Source organism: Streptomyces sp. NBC_00885 (assembly GCF_045207475.1).
Taxonomy (GTDB): Bacteria; Actinomycetota; Actinomycetes; order Streptomycetales; family Streptomycetaceae; genus Streptomyces.
Map to the genome: position 1 here is coordinate 4,048,747 of NZ_CP108796.1, position 16,199 is coordinate 4,064,945.

At 70.5% G+C, this 16,199-nt stretch carries 19 protein-coding genes; 7 read left to right on the forward strand and 12 right to left on the reverse strand.

The window, feature by feature from the left end; translation table 11 throughout:
* Positions 1–65: 65 nt before the first annotated feature.
* Positions 66–668, reverse strand: a complete 603-nt coding sequence (locus tag OHA61_RS18280; protein WP_406303925.1) for a hypothetical protein — start codon at positions 666–668, stop codon at positions 66–68.
* A gap of 30 nt (positions 669–698) precedes the next feature.
* Positions 699–1,619, reverse strand: coding sequence for a zinc metalloprotease HtpX (htpX, locus tag OHA61_RS18285; RefSeq protein ID WP_406303926.1), 921 nt, complete (start codon positions 1,617–1,619; stop codon positions 699–701).
* 140 nt (positions 1,620–1,759) lie between these two features.
* Between htpX and OHA61_RS18290 the strand changes: the two genes are divergently transcribed.
* From OHA61_RS18290 to corA, 3 genes are all read left to right on the forward strand, one after another.
* Positions 1,760–2,119: an ArsR/SmtB family transcription factor gene (locus tag OHA61_RS18290; protein ID WP_406303927.1), complete on the forward strand. Its 360-nt coding sequence runs from the start codon at positions 1,760–1,762 to the stop codon at positions 2,117–2,119.
* A gap of 155 nt (positions 2,120–2,274) precedes the next feature.
* Positions 2,275–4,428 (forward strand): NPCBM/NEW2 domain-containing protein, encoded by a 2,154-nt coding sequence (locus tag OHA61_RS18295; RefSeq protein ID WP_406303928.1) that lies wholly within the window; start codon positions 2,275–2,277, stop codon positions 4,426–4,428.
* An 83-nt stretch (positions 4,429–4,511) separates the two neighbouring features.
* On the forward strand, positions 4,512–5,594 hold the full coding sequence (gene corA / locus OHA61_RS18300) for a magnesium/cobalt transporter CorA (RefSeq protein ID WP_406303929.1): 1,083 nt from the start codon (positions 4,512–4,514) through the stop codon (positions 5,592–5,594).
* A gap of 15 nt (positions 5,595–5,609) precedes the next feature.
* On the opposite strand, the gene OHA61_RS18305 is transcribed toward corA, so the two are convergent.
* Together OHA61_RS18305 and OHA61_RS18310 are read right to left on the reverse strand one after the other, a co-directional pair.
* Entirely contained in the window at positions 5,610–6,026 is a 417-nt protein-coding gene (locus OHA61_RS18305; RefSeq protein WP_406303930.1) for a TIGR03668 family PPOX class F420-dependent oxidoreductase, read from the reverse strand.
* Positions 6,023–6,811, reverse strand: a complete 789-nt coding sequence (locus OHA61_RS18310) for an HAD-IIA family hydrolase (protein ID WP_406303931.1) — start codon at positions 6,809–6,811, stop codon at positions 6,023–6,025. Before OHA61_RS18310 ends, OHA61_RS18305 begins: the two co-directional genes overlap by 4 nt.
* A 70-nt stretch (positions 6,812–6,881) precedes the next feature.
* Between OHA61_RS18310 and OHA61_RS18315 the strand changes: the two genes are divergently transcribed.
* Positions 6,882–8,177: a phosphoribosyltransferase family protein gene (locus OHA61_RS18315; RefSeq protein ID WP_406303932.1), complete on the forward strand. Its 1,296-nt coding sequence runs from the start codon at positions 6,882–6,884 to the stop codon at positions 8,175–8,177.
* A gap of 28 nt (positions 8,178–8,205) precedes the next feature.
* Here OHA61_RS18315 and OHA61_RS18320 read toward each other — a convergent pair whose 3' ends face one another.
* The 7 genes from OHA61_RS18320 to OHA61_RS18350 form a co-directional block, all read right to left on the reverse strand.
* Complete coding sequence (locus OHA61_RS18320) at positions 8,206–9,024, reverse strand: MOSC domain-containing protein (RefSeq protein ID WP_406303933.1); 819 nt, start codon at positions 9,022–9,024, stop codon at positions 8,206–8,208.
* 28 nt (positions 9,025–9,052) lie between these two features.
* Positions 9,053–9,718 carry a class I SAM-dependent methyltransferase gene (locus OHA61_RS18325; protein WP_406303934.1) on the reverse strand — a complete coding sequence of 222 codons (666 nt, stop codon included), beginning with the start codon at positions 9,716–9,718 and terminating at the stop codon, positions 9,053–9,055.
* Between the two features lie 53 nt (positions 9,719–9,771).
* Positions 9,772–9,954, reverse strand: a complete 183-nt coding sequence (locus OHA61_RS18330) for a hypothetical protein (protein ID WP_406303935.1) — start codon at positions 9,952–9,954, stop codon at positions 9,772–9,774.
* 83 nt (positions 9,955–10,037) lie between these two features.
* Positions 10,038–10,577, reverse strand: coding sequence for a PadR family transcriptional regulator (locus tag OHA61_RS18335; protein ID WP_324990695.1), 540 nt, complete (start codon positions 10,575–10,577; stop codon positions 10,038–10,040).
* A gap of 20 nt (positions 10,578–10,597) precedes the next feature.
* Positions 10,598–12,637 carry an FAD-dependent oxidoreductase gene (locus OHA61_RS18340; protein ID WP_406303936.1) on the reverse strand — a complete coding sequence of 680 codons (2,040 nt, stop codon included), beginning with the start codon at positions 12,635–12,637 and terminating at the stop codon, positions 10,598–10,600.
* Between the two features lie 129 nt (positions 12,638–12,766).
* On the reverse strand, positions 12,767–13,198 hold the full coding sequence (locus OHA61_RS18345) for a hypothetical protein (RefSeq protein WP_406303937.1): 432 nt from the start codon (positions 13,196–13,198) through the stop codon (positions 12,767–12,769).
* A complete protein-coding gene (locus tag OHA61_RS18350) occupies positions 13,199–13,348 on the reverse strand; it encodes a hypothetical protein (RefSeq protein ID WP_389368579.1) in 150 nt (49 codons plus the stop codon).
* 41 nt (positions 13,349–13,389) lie between these two features.
* On the opposite strand from OHA61_RS18350, the gene OHA61_RS18355 reads away from it, so the two are divergent.
* Positions 13,390–14,181 (forward strand): hypothetical protein, encoded by a 792-nt coding sequence (locus tag OHA61_RS18355; RefSeq protein WP_406303938.1) that lies wholly within the window; start codon positions 13,390–13,392, stop codon positions 14,179–14,181.
* A gap of 29 nt (positions 14,182–14,210) precedes the next feature.
* On the opposite strand, the gene OHA61_RS18360 is transcribed toward OHA61_RS18355, so the two are convergent.
* Entirely contained in the window at positions 14,211–14,339 is a 129-nt protein-coding gene (locus OHA61_RS18360; RefSeq protein WP_222123134.1) for a DUF6126 family protein, read from the reverse strand.
* Between the two features lie 143 nt (positions 14,340–14,482).
* Here OHA61_RS18360 and OHA61_RS18365 point away from each other — a divergent pair, with 143 nt between their 5' ends.
* Complete coding sequence (locus OHA61_RS18365; protein ID WP_389368581.1) at positions 14,483–15,565, forward strand: LLM class flavin-dependent oxidoreductase; 1,083 nt, start codon at positions 14,483–14,485, stop codon at positions 15,563–15,565.
* 3 nt (positions 15,566–15,568) lie between these two features.
* Positions 15,569–16,162 (forward strand): FMN reductase, encoded by a 594-nt coding sequence (locus tag OHA61_RS18370; protein WP_406303939.1) that lies wholly within the window; start codon positions 15,569–15,571, stop codon positions 16,160–16,162.
* Positions 16,163–16,199 lie beyond the last annotated feature (37 nt).

A 16,199-nucleotide genomic window follows, 5' to 3' on the forward strand; every position in this document is an offset into this window, starting at 1 on the left:
CGTCTGTCACGCTAGCCAGTCCGGGACCAACCCGCGCGGTGAACGCCTGACCCGCCCGGTGAGATTCAGGTCCGCGGGGCCCCCAGGCCCGGGGCGCCCCACACCGGGAACCAGCGGGCCAGGTCCGTCTCGATGCGCAGGTCGTCGGTGAGCAGCGCCCTGGTCTGGAGTTCCAGGGCGTTGTCGCGCTTCTCGACCGCGCCGGGCAGCGGCGCGAAGGGGTAGAAGGTGCCGCGTTTGTAGAGGTAGACGAGGGCCAGCGGGCGATCGCCCGCCGCCTCGCGGAAGACCATCAGGGAGCAGAGCAGCTGCGGGCCGAATCCCGCCTCCTGGAGAAGGGTGTTGACCGCGTGGAGGTCGTTGACCAGTGAGGCCGTGTCGTCGGCCCGGTGGCGGGCGAGGAGCCAGGTGTAGCCGTACGCATCCTGGCTGAACTCCACCGGGACGCCGCCGCGACCGGTGTCCGCGTCCAGCAACTCCCGTACATCCTGCTGGAGTTGCGCGAAGGCGCCGCCCTCCACGCTGGCGAAGCACACCGATCCGATACCGGTCGGGGTGAAACCGGCGCCGGCCTGGAGGGTGATCGCGGCCCCGGGCAGGCCGAAGAGCTGGTCGAGATCGGGGCGTACGGGCTTGCTGCGGCCGAGGATGGTGTCGAGTAGTCCCACGAGGTACCTCAGTTCGTCGGCGTCCGTGTCTTACGGACGGGCCAGCTGCGCCGAGATCCTGGCCAGCTGGTCCAGGCGCTGCTCCAGCGTCGGGTGCGAGGAGAACAGGCGGCTCAGGCTCTGCTTCGAGGAGAACGCCGGCGCGAACCAGAAGGCGTTGTAGGGCTCCGCCTTGCGCAGATCCTCCGTCGGGATCCGCGCCATCTCGCCCGTCACCTTGGTGAGCGCGGACGCGAGCGCCGAGGGGCGGCCGGTGAGCAGCGCGGCGGCGCGGTCGGCGGACAGTTCGCGGTAGCGGGAGAGCACACGGGTCAGCAGGAAGCTGATCACGTAGACGACGGCGCTGACCACCGGCACAAGGATCACGGCGATGGCCGCGTTGGGGTCGCGGCTGCTGTCCGCCCGGCCGAAGCCGCCCCAGAGCGCGATACGGGTCATCACGCCCGCCAGGACACCCAGGAACGACGCGATGGTCATCACCGCGACATCGCGATGGGCGACATGCGACAGCTCGTGCGCGAGGACCCCTTCCAGTTCCTCCGGCTCCAGGCGGCGCAGCAGGCCGGTCGTGGCGCAGACGAGCGCGGTCCTCTCGTTGCGGCCGGTGGCGAACGCGTTGGGCACATCGCTCTGGGCGATCGCGACGCGGGGCTTGGGCATGTCGGCGAGCGCGCAGATCCTGTCGACGACGCCGTGCAGCTCGGGCGCCTGCTCGGGGGTGACCTCACGCGCGCCCATGCTGAAGGCCGCGATCCGGTCGCTGAACCAGAACTGCGCGACGAACACAGCGCCCGCGATCAGCAGGATGAGCGGCCAGGAGCCCGGCAGGATCGCCAGCAGGGCGCCCACGAAGACGACGTAGAGCAGCCCGATGAGGAACATGGTCGTCACCATGCGCGTGGTGAGTCCGTGATCCGGGGCGTAGCGCGAAAGAGGCCGGTTCGCTGGCATCTGATCACCCTCCGGGCGGTGCCGTTTCTCGTTGCCCCCTGAATAGATTGTGCTCCTTTCCCATCTATTTCCGGCATAAGTTCGCGGAGCCAAGACCCCGGCCCCCGGCACATTGTTTCGACATGTGTCAACATAGACATATGTCGAATGCGAAGGTGCTGCCCCTGCTGGAGCCGGACGGCGAGCCCTGCTGCCCGCCGCTGACCGAACGCCCCCTCACAGCCGAGGAAGCGGTCCGCACCGCCGCCATGTTCAAGGCCCTCGGCGACCCGGTCCGGCTGCGGCTGTTCTCGGCGGTCGCCTCGCACGCGGGCGGCGAGGCGTGCGTCTGCGACATCTCCGACGTCGGCGTCTCCCAGCCGACCGTCAGCCACCATCTGAAGAAGCTCAAGGACGCGGGCCTGCTCAGCTCCGAGCGGCGCGGCACCTGGGTCTACTACCGGGTCGAGCCGTCCGTGCTGGCCGCGATGGGCCACATCCTGGGCCGGTACGCCACCTGAGCACGCGGCGGCGCCACCTCGGGCACGGCACCGGCGGCGCGCCGGCGGTATCACGCGCGCAATCTCTTGACATGTTCCTGCCTCGACGCTGAGATGTGGTGACTTTCGTTCGTCCCCGTTTGTTTGTGCGCCATTGACCCCCTCTGGAGCCGCACATGCACACCGAACGACACACCACACGCCCGCTGAGAGAGCGCCTGACGGCCGTCACCGCCGCGTTCGCCCTCCTCACCGGCGGGGCCGCGGCCACGACACTCGCCGTCGTCACCGCACAGGTCGCGGCCGCGCCCCCGGCAGCGGCCGCCGACAACGGCCTCGCCCTGACGCCCCAGATGGGCTTCAACAACTGGAACTCCACCCACTGCCGGGCCGAGTTCAACGAGGCGATGGTCAAGGGCGTCGCCGACGCCTTCGTCTCGCAGGGGCTCAAGGACGCCGGATACACCTACGTCAACATCGACGACTGCTGGGCCCTGCCGCAGCGCGACGCGTCCGGCAACCTGGTCCCCGACCCGGTGCGCTTCCCCAGCGGAATCAAGGCAGTTGCCGACTATGTGCACTCCAAGGGGCTCAAGTTCGGGATCTACTCCAGCGCCGGTACAAAGACCTGTGACGTCCAGGGATTCCCCGGCGGGCTCGGGCACGAGCAGCAGGACGCCAACCTGTGGGCGTCCTGGGGCGTGGACTACCTGAAGTACGACAACTGCAACAACACCGGCGCCGACGCACGGCAGCGCTACAAGGCGATGGGCGACGCGCTCAGAGCGACCGGGCGGCCGATCCTCTACAGCATCTGCGAGTGGGGCGAGAACCAGCCCTGGAACTGGGCGGCGGGCGTCGGCAATTCATGGCGTACGACCGGGGACATCAGCGACTCCTGGTCCAGCATGATCGGCATCGCCCACCAGAACCAGGGACTCGCTCCGTATGCGGGCCCCGGGGCCTGGAACGACCCGGACATGCTGGAGGTCGGCAACGGCGGGATGACCGACACCGAATACCGCACCCACTTCAGCCTCTGGGCACAGATGGCCGCGCCGCTGCTGATCGGCAGCGACCTGCGCAGCGCATCCGCCGCCACCCTCGCGATCCTGAAGAACACCGACGTGATCGCGGTCGACCAGGACGCTCTGGGCAGGCAGGGGACCGTCGTGTCCAGTTCCGGCGGCCTGGTGGTGATGTCCAAGCCCCTGGCGGACGGAGGCCGTTCGGTGACCCTGACGAACGAGACCTCCTCGGCGCGAACGATCTCGACGACCGTCGACGCGATCGGGATCGGCGGTGCTTCCTCGTACGCGCTCAAGGACCTCTGGTCCAAGCAGACCAGCACGACCACGGGCGCCATCAGCGCTTCGGTGCCCGCCCACGGCACCGTGATGTACCGCGTGACGCCGGGCACTCCCGTACCGCCCCCGGCCGGGGTCAACCAGCTCAGTGATCTGCCGTGGACATCGGCGATAAATGGCTGGGGACCGGTCGAGCGTGACCGCAGCAACGGCGAACAGCGCGCCTCAGACGGCAGAACCCTCACCATCGGCGGGACGGCGTACGCCAAGGGCCTCGGCACGCACGCGGCGAGCGACCTCACGTATCACCTGGGCGGCACCTGCCGGTCCTTCAGCGTCGACGTCGGCGTGGACGACGAGTCGACGGCGGGCGGCTCGGCCGTCTTCCGTATCTACAGAGACGGCGCCCTGCTCGCGGACAGCGGGCTGCGGACGGCGAACGATCCGCCCAAGCGGATGGGCGCCGACCTCACCGGCGCTGCGAAACTGCGGCTCGTCGTCACCGACGGCGGCGACGGCATCAACTACGACCACACCGACTGGGCGGACGCCAGACTCGTCTGCGGCAACGGCCCGGCCGCAGGGACGCATGCGCTCAGCGACCTGTCGTGGACTTCCGCCGTCAACGGCTGGGGGCCGGTGGAAGGCGACCTGAGCAACGGCGAGAAGGCCGCCGGCGACGGCAGGACCCTCACCGTGGGCGGTACGACCTACGCCAAGGGCTTCGGCACCCACGCGGGTTCCACGATCACGTACTACCTCGGCGGCGGCTGCTCGGCCCTGGCCACCGGCGTCGGCATCGACGACGAGGCGGGCGGTACGAACGGCTCCGTGGTCTTCCGGATCTACCGGGACGATGTGCTGGTCGCCGACAGCGGCCGCGTCACCGGAGCCGACGCGGCCAGGCAGCTGACCGCGGATCTCACCGGCGGCCTGGAGGTCAGGCTGGTCGTCACCGACAGCGGCGACGGCATCGACTACGACCACGCGGACTGGGCGGCCCCCAGGCTGAGCTGCGGCTGACCCGGAGCGAGAGGCGGCACTCTGCGCCGAAGCGACCGATGGCACACTGGCGGACGATTGTCCGAAGGAGCCCAGCTGTGCCGATGATCCGCAATCTCCGCCGTGCGGTGCGCCGCGCCTACCGCAGGACGGTGGACCTCTCCCACCCGTCCCGCTCCCCCCTGGGCAGCACCGTCGTCAACTGCGTGATCTACGAGAACGGCGTACGGCAGCCCGACGCCGCCCCCGTGGACGAGGCCCTGCGGCGGGTCCGCAAGACGGGCCGCGGCTTCGTGTGGATCGGGCTGCACGAGCCCTCGCAGACGGAGATCGCCGGTATCGCCGAGCTGTTCGGCCTGCACCCGCTGGCCGTCGAGGACGCGGTGCAGGCCCACCAGCGGCCCAAGGTGGAGCGGTACGAGGACATGCTCTTCGCCGTCTTCAAGACCTGCCGCTACGTCGAGCACGAGGAGCTCACCGCCACCAGCGAGGTGGTGGACACGGGCGAGCTCATGGTCTTCACCGGGCCCGACTTCGTGATCACCGTCCGGCACGGCGGGCACGGCTCGCTCGGCCCGCTGAGGGAGGCCCTTGAGGCCACACCCGAGCAATTGGCCAAGGGCCCCTCCGCCGTACTGCACGCGATCGCCGACCAAGTGGTGGACGACTACCTCACCGTGGCGGACTCCGTACAGAACGACATCGACGCCGTGGAGACCGCCGTCTTCAGCGAACACGCGGGCCACGGCGACGCCGGCCGCATCTACCAGCTCAAGCGCGAACTGCTGGAACTCAAGCGCGCAGTGGCACCGCTGGACCGCCCGCTCCAGATCCTGGCCTCCCACTCGCTGCCGCCGTTCGGCCCGGACATCCAGCCGTACTTCCGAGACGTCGTCGACCACCTGAACCGCGTCGCCGAGCAGATCACGTCCTTCGATGCCCTGCTCGACTCGATCCTCCAGGCCCACCTCGCACAGGTGACGGTCGCCCAGAACGAGGACATGCGCAAGATCACGGCATGGGCGGCGATCATCGCCGTACCGACGATGGTGTGCGGCGTCTACGGCATGAACTTCGAGCACATGCCGGAGCTGCGCTGGACCTACGGATACCCGCTGGCCCTCGGCGTCATGGCGGTGGCCTGCTTCGTCCTCCACCGCAGCTTCCGCCGCAACGGCTGGCTCTGAGCGCCCCCCCGCCCGTCAGGTGGCGGCCCAGCCGGACCAGCGCGTCACGCTGATCACGACGACCGGCCCCTCGGGAGAACGGTCCCGGTACTGCACGTACTTGGCGCGCAGCAGCTCCATGACACCGGAGAGCCGCTCACCTTCCTCGACCACCTCGGCATGCCCGTCCGCCCGCGCCCACCACAGCCGGGACCAGTCGTCCGCGTAGTGATCGGCGAGTGCCGACACCTGATCGTTGGCGCGGATATTGCGCAGCCGCCGCAGATCGCGTGTGCTCTTGGGCTTGTGGTCGACCGCGAAGCACACCAGGTCGCCGTCCACGGCGAAGGTGAACGGCACCAGATGCGGTGCGCCCTCGCTGCCGACCGTGGCGAGCCGGGCGACCGGCGCCGCCGCGAACCGCGCTCGCGCATCCTCGGGAGCCAGCCTCATCGGCCCGCCCGTTCCAGCAGCGCGGGCAGGTCGGCGAAGGAGTCGAGGACATGGTCGGGGGTGCCCGGCGCCGACGCGTGGGTTTCCGGGAGGTACTTGCCCGTCTTGACCAGGACCCCGGTGATGCCGCAGCGCTGCGCCGCGAGGACGTCGGACTCGATGTCGTCGCCCACCATCAGGGCCTCGGAGGCGGTGACTTCGAGGTGTGCCAGCGCCGTGGCGAAGAACGCGTGGGCGGGCTTGCCGGTGACTGTCGCCTCGACACGGGCGGCTCGCTCCAGGCCGAGCAGGAAGGCCCCGGTGTCGAGGTCGAGGCCCCCCGAGGTGCGCCAGTAGAGGTTGCGGTGCATGGCGATCAGCGGGATGCCGCGCTGGAGTTCGCGGAAGGCGCGGTTGAGGCCGGCGTAGGTGAACTCGTCGCCCGCGCCGCCGAATACGACTACGTCGGGGGCCGTGTCGTCGGCGACGAGTGTCACGCCTTCGAGATCGTCCTGGACGTCGCCGCTGTTGAGGAACAGACAGTGGGCGCCCGGGTGGTGCTCGCGGAGGTACGCGGCGGTCACGGCGGGAGCCGTGAGGATGTCACCGGCGGTGACCGGGTAGCCGGCCGAGGCGAGTTTCGCGGCGATCGTGGCGCGGGTGCGTGAGGTGTTGTTGGTGACCAGCGCCAGCCGGAGGCCTGCGGCCCGCAGGCGCTCCATCGCCTCCACGGTTCCGGGCAGTGGCTTGAAGGACACGGTGAGTACGCCGTCGATGTCGATCAGAACGGCTCCGATGCGTTCCATACGGAGGACCGTATCGCCGCCTTGTAAAATAGCTACAAAACGGGCAATACGCGCGGGGGAGTGAACAACCGTGCTCTTCACCGACCGCATTGACGCAGGACGACAGCTTGCCGAAGCGCTACGGCACCTGCAGGGGGAGGAGCCCGTCGTTCTGGGCCTGCCCCGGGGCGGAGTGCCGGTGGCCTTCGAGGTGGCGCGGGCGCTCGGGGCGCCGCTCGACGTGATCGTGGTCCGCAAGCTGGGGGTTCCGTACCACCGGGAGCTGGGATTCGGGGCCATCGGCGAGGGCGGGGTGCGGGTCATCAGCGACGACATCGTCCGTATGAGCAGGGCGGGGCAGGACGAGCTCAAGTCGGTCGAGCGGGCCGAGGAGGCGGAGCTCGCGCGGCAGGCGAGGCGCTTCAGGGCGGACCGGCCGCGGCTCGCGCTGACCGGCCGGACCGTGATCATCGTGGACGACGGGATCGCGACCGGTGCCACGGCCGCGGCGGCCTGCCAGGTCGTACAGGCGCAGGGCGCCGGCCGCGTGGTGCTGGCCGTGCCGGTCGCACCGCCCGACGCCGTCGAGTGGCTGCGCGCCGAGGCGGACGAGGTGGTGTCCCTGTCGACGCCGCGCGCCTTCCGCGCCGTCGGCGAGTGGTACATGGACTTCTCGCAGACTCCCGACGAGGAGGTCGCCTCGCTGCTCGCACAGGCGTCGGCGCACGGCGCGTCGACAGGTTCCGAGGCCGAGGTGGATGTGGACGCGGGAGGGGTCGCTCTCGCCGGCGACCTCACCCTCCCGGCGGGTGCCGCGGCGGTCGTGATGTTCGCCCACGGCTCCGGCAGCAGCCGCCACAGCCCCCGCAACCGCTTCGTGGCGGGCGCCCTGAACCGGGCGGGCCTGGGCACCCTGCTCTTCGATCTGCTCACTCCCGCCGAGGAGTCGGACCGGGCCAACGTCTTCGACATCGAGACCCTGGCCCGGCGGCTCGCCGACGCCACCCGCTGGCTGCGGGGCCGCGAATCCCTCCCGATCGGCTACTTCGGGGCGAGCACCGGAGCCGCGGCGGCGCTGCGGGCCGCCGCCGTGACGGAATCCGGTGCGGACATCGGGGCCGTGGTCTCCCGCGGCGGCCGCCCCGATCTCGCCGGGCCGTCCCTCGGCGACGTACGCGCCCCCACGCTTCTCATCGTCGGCGGGCACGACGCCCTCGTCCTCGATCTCAACCGCCAGGCGCAGACGCAGCTGCACTGCGAGAACCGGCTGGAGATCGTGCCGGGCGCCACGCACCTCTTCGAGGAACCGGGTGCCCTGGACCGGGTAGCCGAGCTCGCCCGGGACTGGTTCACCTCGCACCTGGCGGCGCAGAGCGTGGCCGGCTGACCCCGTCGGCTCCGCCCGGTCGGACGCCTCAGCCTTCCCACTCGTCGACGACGACGTCATCGCCGAGAGCGAGTTCGCCCGTCCGTACCACCGAGAACTTCGAGCCGAACGCCACACCGCCCTCGGCCGCCCGCCGATAGCCCGCGAGCGTACGCAGCGGCTCCGGGCCCGCCTTCGCGCCGCTGCTCTGGTCGACCAGGGTGACCGCACAGCGGATCGCGAGCTTCGCGTAACCGAGCTCGGCGCTCCCGACGGTGATACGACGGGCCCGGTCCTCCGTATGCGGCTCGTCCCAGCCGTCGACCACGATGTTCGGGCGGAACCGGGTCATCGGCAGCGGGCCGGAGCCCTTCTGCGCGATCCGCCGGTTCAGCGCCTGAAGGGAGGAGACCGACAGCATGTGCACCGGGCTGCTGTCGGCATAGCCGGAGGTGCCGGGCGTCAACCCGTCCGTCAGGCGCCCGTGTTCCGGCGGCACGCACACGAGTCTGCTCGGTGTGCCCAGTACGCCGGAGAGCCATTCGGCGGCTGCCCGGCCCTGGTCGATGCCCTCGTACGCCGTACCGAACAGCTCCACCCCGACCCGCGCCGAAGCGCGGTCGACGTCGATACGAACGGCGTCAACACCCGGTGCGTGGAGCGTGAGTTGCCCGCCGTCGGCCGAGATCGCGGGGCGGACGACCGCAAGTCGTGGATCGCGCCGCTGGCTGCGGAATGCGCCGTTCTCGCCGACCACCATGAAGCTGCGGTCATGAGCGAGACCCGCCCGGGTCATCTGCGCTTCTGTCAGCGCAACGCCCGCGCATCCCTTGATCGGATAGGACGTCAGTTCCACCACTCGGGGCACGAGCGCCAGCGTACCGCCGGGCCCTCTCCTAGACCTGGGCTATGAGCGCGTACCGCTCGTCCGTCACCGGGCGTCCCCACAAATGCGGGTCGTCGCTGAGTGGTTCGATGCGCAGCGTGTCTACGAGCGGGCGCACCGCGGCCGCCAGTGCATCCGCGCCGACGCCGCCGTGCCACGGCAGGGTCTCGGCTCCGGCCACATACGGCACACCCCTCTGGCCCGCCTCGCGCCAGCGGCCCTCGATCAGGATCAGCAGACCGCCCGGGCGCAGGCGCCCGACCCATTCGCGCAGGGCGGCCTCCGGGTCGGGCAGGGTCCACAGCAGGTGCCGCGAGAGCAGGACGTCATAACGCTCGTCGCCCGTCGGCGGCAGCGCCGCGTCGCCGACCAGGAAACGCGCCGCGAACCCCGCCGTGCCCAGCTTCGCGCGGGCCTCGTCGACCATGCGGGGAGCCAGGTCGACCCCGGTGACCCGGTTGCCGGACTCGGCGAGGAGCAGGGACAGGGACCCGGTGCCGCAGCCGACGTCGAGTACGTCGAGCGCGTCCGCAGGACCGGACGGAACCCAGGAGCGCAGGCGCACGGCCCATGCGGTGCGGGTCTGTTCGGCGCGCAGACCGTGGTCCGGCTCGTCGTCGAAGGCGGACGCGGCGGCGTCCCAGTAGTCGGTGATCGAAGCAGTCGTCCCAGTCATGCGGACGATCGTGCCAGCCGGCACTGACAATGCCCGTTGCCGAGCCAGGCGAGCTAGGTCCGCGTGATGAACAGGGCCAACGTCAGTACGGCGACACCACAGCCGTACAGCGCGAGCGTCACGGAGCGCGCCTCGGCGGACGGGTCCGTACCTCCGGCGCGGGAGAAGCCGCGCACGGAGGTCACGATCAGAGCGAGAGCGGCCGCGACAAAGACGGTGAACATGGAATCGGTCACGCGGCGACCGTCTCACGGGTCGTCAGATGCCGCATGCCGGGCTACTCCGTCCGCAGGAGACCCAAGGCCAGTCGTCACAGGCGTCAGGCTCCCGTACGGAACCCCGCCAGCGCCTCCGTCAGCCACTTCGTCCAGAACGTCTCCAGCTCGATCCCGCCCCGCAGCACCACATGCCGCAGCCGGTCCTGCTCCGTCGCCTGCCGGTCGGGCGGGAAGTCGCGCTCTTCGATCGCCAGATACTCCTCCAACTGGCGCCGGTGCAGCCCCAGATGGCGTTCCAGCTCCGCCTCCAGGCCCGCGCTGCCCACCACACCCGCAGCGCGCAGCCGCAACAGCAGCGGGTCGCGCGCCGGTCTGGGGTCCTCCGACCTCGCGACCCAGGCCGTCAGCTCCGCGCGGCCCGCGGGCAGGACCTCGTACTCCTTCTTCTGCCCGCGGGTGGGCTGCGCGGCGGGAAGGGCCCGGATCTGGCCCGCCTGCTCCAGTTTCCCCAGCTCGCGGTATATCTGCTGGTGCGTGGCCGACCAGAAGTAGCCGATCGACCTGTCGAAACGGCGGGTCAGCTCAAGACCCGACGAGGGCTTCTCGAGCAGGGCCGTGAGGATCGCGTGCGGGAGGGACATGGCCCGATCCTAAGGATCCGCTACAGCGTCGCCGCCAGCCGCGTGCCCTGGTCGATCGCGCGCTTGGCGTCCAGCTCGGCCGCCACGTCCGCGCCGCCGATCAGGTGCACCGAGCGGCCCGCGGCGCTCAGCTCCTCGTACAGTCCGCGCTGCGGCTCCTGGCCGGCGCACAGCACGACGGTGTCGACCGGGAGCACGGTGGTCGTGCCGTCGACGCTGACATGCAGGCCCTCGTCGTCGATGCGCTCGTAGGTCGCCCCGGCCGTCATCGTCACCCCGCGGTGCTTGAGCTCCGTCCGGTGGATCCAGCCCGTCGTCTTGCCCAGACCCGCGCCGACCTTGCTGCTCTTGCGCTGCAGGAGGTGGACGGACCGCGGCGGCTTCGGGCGCTCGGGAGCCCTCAGCCCGCCCCGCGCGCTGTAGTCGGTGTCGACGCCCCACTGCCGGAAGTACGTCTCGGCGTCCAGGCTCGCGCCCTCGCCGCCGTCGGTCAGGAACTCCGCGACGTCGAAGCCGATACCGCCCGCGCCGATGACCGCGACCCGCTCGCCGACGGGGGCGCCGTCGCGCAGGACGTCGAGGTAGCTGAGGACGCTCGGGTGGTCGACGCCCTCGATCTCGGGGGTCCTGGGCGTGACCCCGGTGGCGACCACGATCTCGTCGTACGCGGCCGACGCGAGCTGGTCCGAGGTCGCGCGGACGCCGAGGCGGACCTCGACGCCGTGCAGTTCGAGCTGCGTACGGAAGTAGCGCAGCGTCTCGTTGAACTCCTCCTTGCCGGGGATCCGCTTGGCGACGTTCAGCTGGCCGCCTATCTCGTCCGCCGCGTCGAAGAGCGTCACCTCGTGGCCGCGCTCGGCCGCCGAGACCGCGCAGGCGAGCCCCGCGGGACCCGCGCCGATCACGGCGACGCGCTTGCGCAGCCGGGTCGGGGAGAGGACCAGCTCGGTCTCGTGGCAGGCGCGCGGGTTGACCAGGCAGGAAGTGATCTTCCCGCTGAAGGTGTGGTCCAGGCAGGCCTGGTTGCAGCCGATGCAGGTGTTGATGGTCTCCGCGCGGTCCGCCTGCGCCTTGGCGACGAATTCGGGGTCGGCGAGGAACGGGCGGGCCAGCGACACCATGTCCGCGCGGCCCTCGGCCAGCAACTGCTCGGCCACCTCGGGGGTGTTGATGCGGTTGCTGGTCACCAGGGGGACGGAAACGGAGCCCATCAGCTTCCTGGTCACCCAGGTGTACGCGCCGCGCGGCACCGAGGTCGCGATGGTGGGGATACGGGCCTCGTGCCAGCCGATCCCGGTGTTGATGATCGTCGCTCCGGCCGCCTCGATCTCCTTGGCGAGCGTGACCACCTCTTCGAGCGAGGAGCCGCCGGGGACGAGATCGAGCATGGAGAGGCGGTAGATCAGGATGAAGTCGGGGCCGACGCGCTCGCGGGTGCGGCGGACGATCTCCAGGGGGAGCCGGATCCGGTTCTCGTACGAGCCGCCCCAGCGGTCGGTGCGGTGGTTGGTGGCGGCGGCGATGAACTCATTGATGAAGTAGCCCTCGGAGCCCATGATCTCGACGCCGTCGTACCCGGTGGACTGCGCGAGCCGTGCCGCCCGTGCGTAGTCCTCGATCGTCTCCTCGACCTCGGCGTCGGTGAGGGCATGCGGGACGAAGGGGCTGATGGGGGCCTGGATGGCGCTGGGCGCGACGAGGTCCGCGTGGTACGCGTACCGGCCGAAGTGCAGGATCTGCATGGCGATCCGCCCGCCCTCGGCGTGCACGGCGTCGGTGACGGTCCTGTGCTGCTCGGCCTCGGCCTCGGTGGTGAGCTTGGCGCCGCCCTCGTACGGGCGGCCGCGGTCGTTGGGCGCGATGCCACCGGTGACGATGAGGCCGGCGCCGCCGCGGGCGCGCGCGGCGTAGAAGGCGGCCATCCGCTCGAAGCCGTTCTCCGCCTCTTCGAGGCCGACGTGCATGGAGCCCATGAGCACCCGGTTGGGCAGGGTGGTGAACCCGAGGTCGAGCGGGCTCAGCAGATGCGGGTACGGGTTCGGGTTCGGGTTCGGGCTCATGGGGGCGCCTCCTCGCGCAGGGGTCGACGGTCCAGTTGTAGCGACCCCGAAGCGATTATGCAACAAGGTGCAAAAGAGGGGGCGGGTGATCTCGGCTACTCGGTGGCGACAGTCCGACAAGTGTGCTGATCAGTCGTACGGGTGATGGTGGTCGTCCGGCCGGGTCGCGCGCCCGTAGCGTGCCGCTGTGGCGGGATGGAAGCAGTTGTGCGTACTGGGGATCGTGGCGATTCTGGGCTCGCAGGGGTGCGGCATCGCCTTGTGCGTGGACGTCGGGCCGCTGTCGGTCCACATCGGGAGCTGCACCCCGGCGCCCAGACCTGCACCGACACCTGCCCCCGCGCCCACGCCCCCGCGGCCCGTGCCGTCGACTCCGGCACCGCCCAGCACTCCGGCGGACCCGTTGCCCCCGCCGCCGTCGCCGCCCGATCCGGAGCCGCCCTCGCCCGTGCCCCCGGAGCCCTCCCCCTCGAAGGCACCCGTCGCGGATCCGCCTCCCTCTCCGGCTCCGGCTCCCGGGGTGAAGCCCGCAGCGCGGCCACCCGTCCACGCCGTACGCAACTACCGCCGGGCGGCCGGGAAACCGGCCGCCACCGGGACCCCGCTCACGGTCCTGATGCTGGTGACGACCACACCGGCAGTCCTGGCGGCCGCAGCGCTGCGGCCCCGCTCACGGTCCGCCTCCTCCGGGCGCGGCCGCTCCTGAACCACCGTCCCTCCCCGGCTCCCCACACACCCTCCGGAGAACTGTCATGTCGGAATGGCTGGTCCTGGTCCTCGCGATGGCCGCCGCGTGCGCCTTCGTCCTCGTCATCGTGCTGTTCAGGCAGTACCGGCTGAGCAGGGCGGGGGTGGCCGAGGAGGACGGCAGCGAGACACCCGACGTCCTCGAATACATGACGATGATGGTCGGCGTCGTGTACGCGATCGTGCTCGGGCTGGCCATCGCGGGCGTGTGGGAGGCGCGGAGTGCCGCGCAGGACGATGTGCGGCGCGAGGCGCAGGCCCTGCACGAGGCGTCCCAGCGGGCCCAGGTCTATCCGGCCGATGTCCGGGAGAAGCTGCATGCGGACATCAACCGGTATGTCACTCATGTCGTCCAGGTGGAATGGCCGAGGATGGTCGACCACAGCGAACTGCCCGACCGGGGCTCGGAGTTGCTCGCGGCGGTCCGTACCGACATCGCGGAGAGGGCGCCCGAGGGCGAACTGGAGGCGCAGGCCTACCAGCCGCTGCTCGACCAGATCGCGATCGCGGACGACGCGCGCAACGCCCGCGCGGAGAACGCCGGGGCGACGCTTCCGGGTGTGGTGTGGTTCGGCCTGATCACCGGGGCGTTGGTGACGGTCGGCCTGATCTTCACGCTGCAGATCGGCCGCACGCCGAGGGAGCTGCTGATGGCCGGTCTCTTCAGCGCGCTGATCGCGTTCCTGCTCTTCCTGGTCTGGGACTTCGACGCACCGTTCGGCCGCTCGGGCTCGGAGTCGGCGGACGCATTCCGCCAGCTGTTCGCGACGGCGACGGAGGCGGCGGGGCGGGGCTGAGCGGGACGGGCGGGGCGGGGCGGGTCCGCTTACTTCTGCGCGTGCTCCCCCACGTAGAACAGCAGGTACACGAACCCGGCGAACAGATGCGTCGCGAAGATGTACACGAAGACCCGCAGCGCAACCCCCCGCTCCTTCCAGCTCTCGCTCTCGCTCACCCGTCGCTCCTCGCGTCACCGTTGCGTCAGTCGCTCCGACACTCCGTCGCTCCAGAGTACGGGCGGCGGAATAGACGAAACCCCTCCTCCGTTCCAGCTGGCAGTTTAAGATTCAACCAACTGGACCCCTGGAGGCGAACACGATGCAGTTCGGGATCTTCACCGTCGGCGATGTGACCACCGATCCGACCAACGGCACCGCGCCGACCGAGCACGAGCGGATCAAGGCGATGGTCGCCATCGCGCTGAAGGCCGAAGAGGTCGGACTCGACGTCTTCGCGACCGGTGAGCATCACAACCCGCCCTTCGTGCCCTCCTCGCCCACCACCCTGCTCGGGCACATCGCCGCCCGCACCGAGAACCTCATCCTGTCCACCTCCACGACGCTGATCACCACCAACGACCCGGTGAAGATCGCCGAGGACTACGCGATGCTCCAGCACCTGGCCGACGGCCGGGTCGACCTGATGATGGGCCGCGGCAACACCGGGCCGGTCTATCCGTGGTTCGGGCAGGACATCCGTCACGGCATCCCGCTCGCCATGGAGAACTACGCCCTGCTGCACAAGCTGTGGCGCGAGGACGTCGTGGACTGGGAGGGCAAGTTCCGTACGCCGCTGCAGAGCTTCACCGCGACGCCGCGCCCGCTGGACGGCGTCCCGCCGTTCGTCTGGCACGGCTCCATCCGTTCTCCCGAGATCGCCGAGCAGGCCGCGTACTACGGCGACGGCTTCTTCCACAACAACATCTTCTGGCCGATGGAGCACACCAGGAAGATGGTCGAGCTCTACCGCAAGCGTTACGCGCACTACGGCCACGGCACCCCCGAGCAGGCCATCGTCGGTCTCGGCGGACAGGTCTTCATGCGCAAGAACTCCCAGGACGCGGTGGCCGAGTTCCGGCCCTACTTCGACAACGCACCGGTCTACGGGCACGGGCCCTCGCTCGAGGACTTCACCGAGCAGACCCCGCTGACCGTCGGCTCCCCGCAGGAAGTCATCGAGCGCACGCTCGGCTTCCGTGAGGCCGTGGGCGACTACCAGCGCCAGCTGTTCCTGATGGACCACGCGGGACTGCCGCTGAAGACGGTCCTGGAGCAGCTCGACATCCTCGGTGAGGAGGTCGTACCGGTGCTGCGCAAGGAGTTCGCGAACCTGCGGCCGGCGGGTGTGCCTCAGACCGCGCCGCTGCACCCAGCCGTCGCCGTAGCCACGAAGGAGGCCTGACCCATGACAACGCTGAAGCTGGTCGCCGTGTCGGCCGGGCTGAGCGTGCCGTCGTCGACCCGGCTGCTGGCCGACCGGCTGACTCAGTCCGTACGCGGCGGGCTCGGCGAGCAGGACGTCGATGTGCAGGTGCGCGTCGTCGAGCTGCGTGAGTTGGCCGTGCCGATCGCCAACAATCTGGTGACCGGGTTCCCGGCGCCCGCGCTCGCCGAGGCCATCGAGGCGGTGACGGAGGCGGACGGGCTGATCGCGGTGACGCCGGTGTTCGCGGCCTCGTACAGCGGTCTGTTCAAGTCGTTCTTCGACCTGATCGAGCCCGACGCGCTCACCGGGAAGCCGGTGCTGATCGCGGCGACTGGTGGAACGGCACGGCACTCGCTGGTGCTGGAGCACGCGCTGCGACCGCTGTTCGCCCATCTGCGGGCGCTGGTCGTGCCGACAGCGGTGTACGCGGCATCGGAGGACTGGGGCGGGACGGGCGACGCCCTCACCGACACCCTTCCGCAGCGCATCGAACGCGCGGGCGGCGAGCTCGCGGGCCTGATGACCGGCAGCGTCGGCGCGCGTGCGCAGGTGCCTGCGGCCCGTATCGCGTAAGCCGTCACCGTCCCGCGGGTGACGGCGAGAGCGGTGC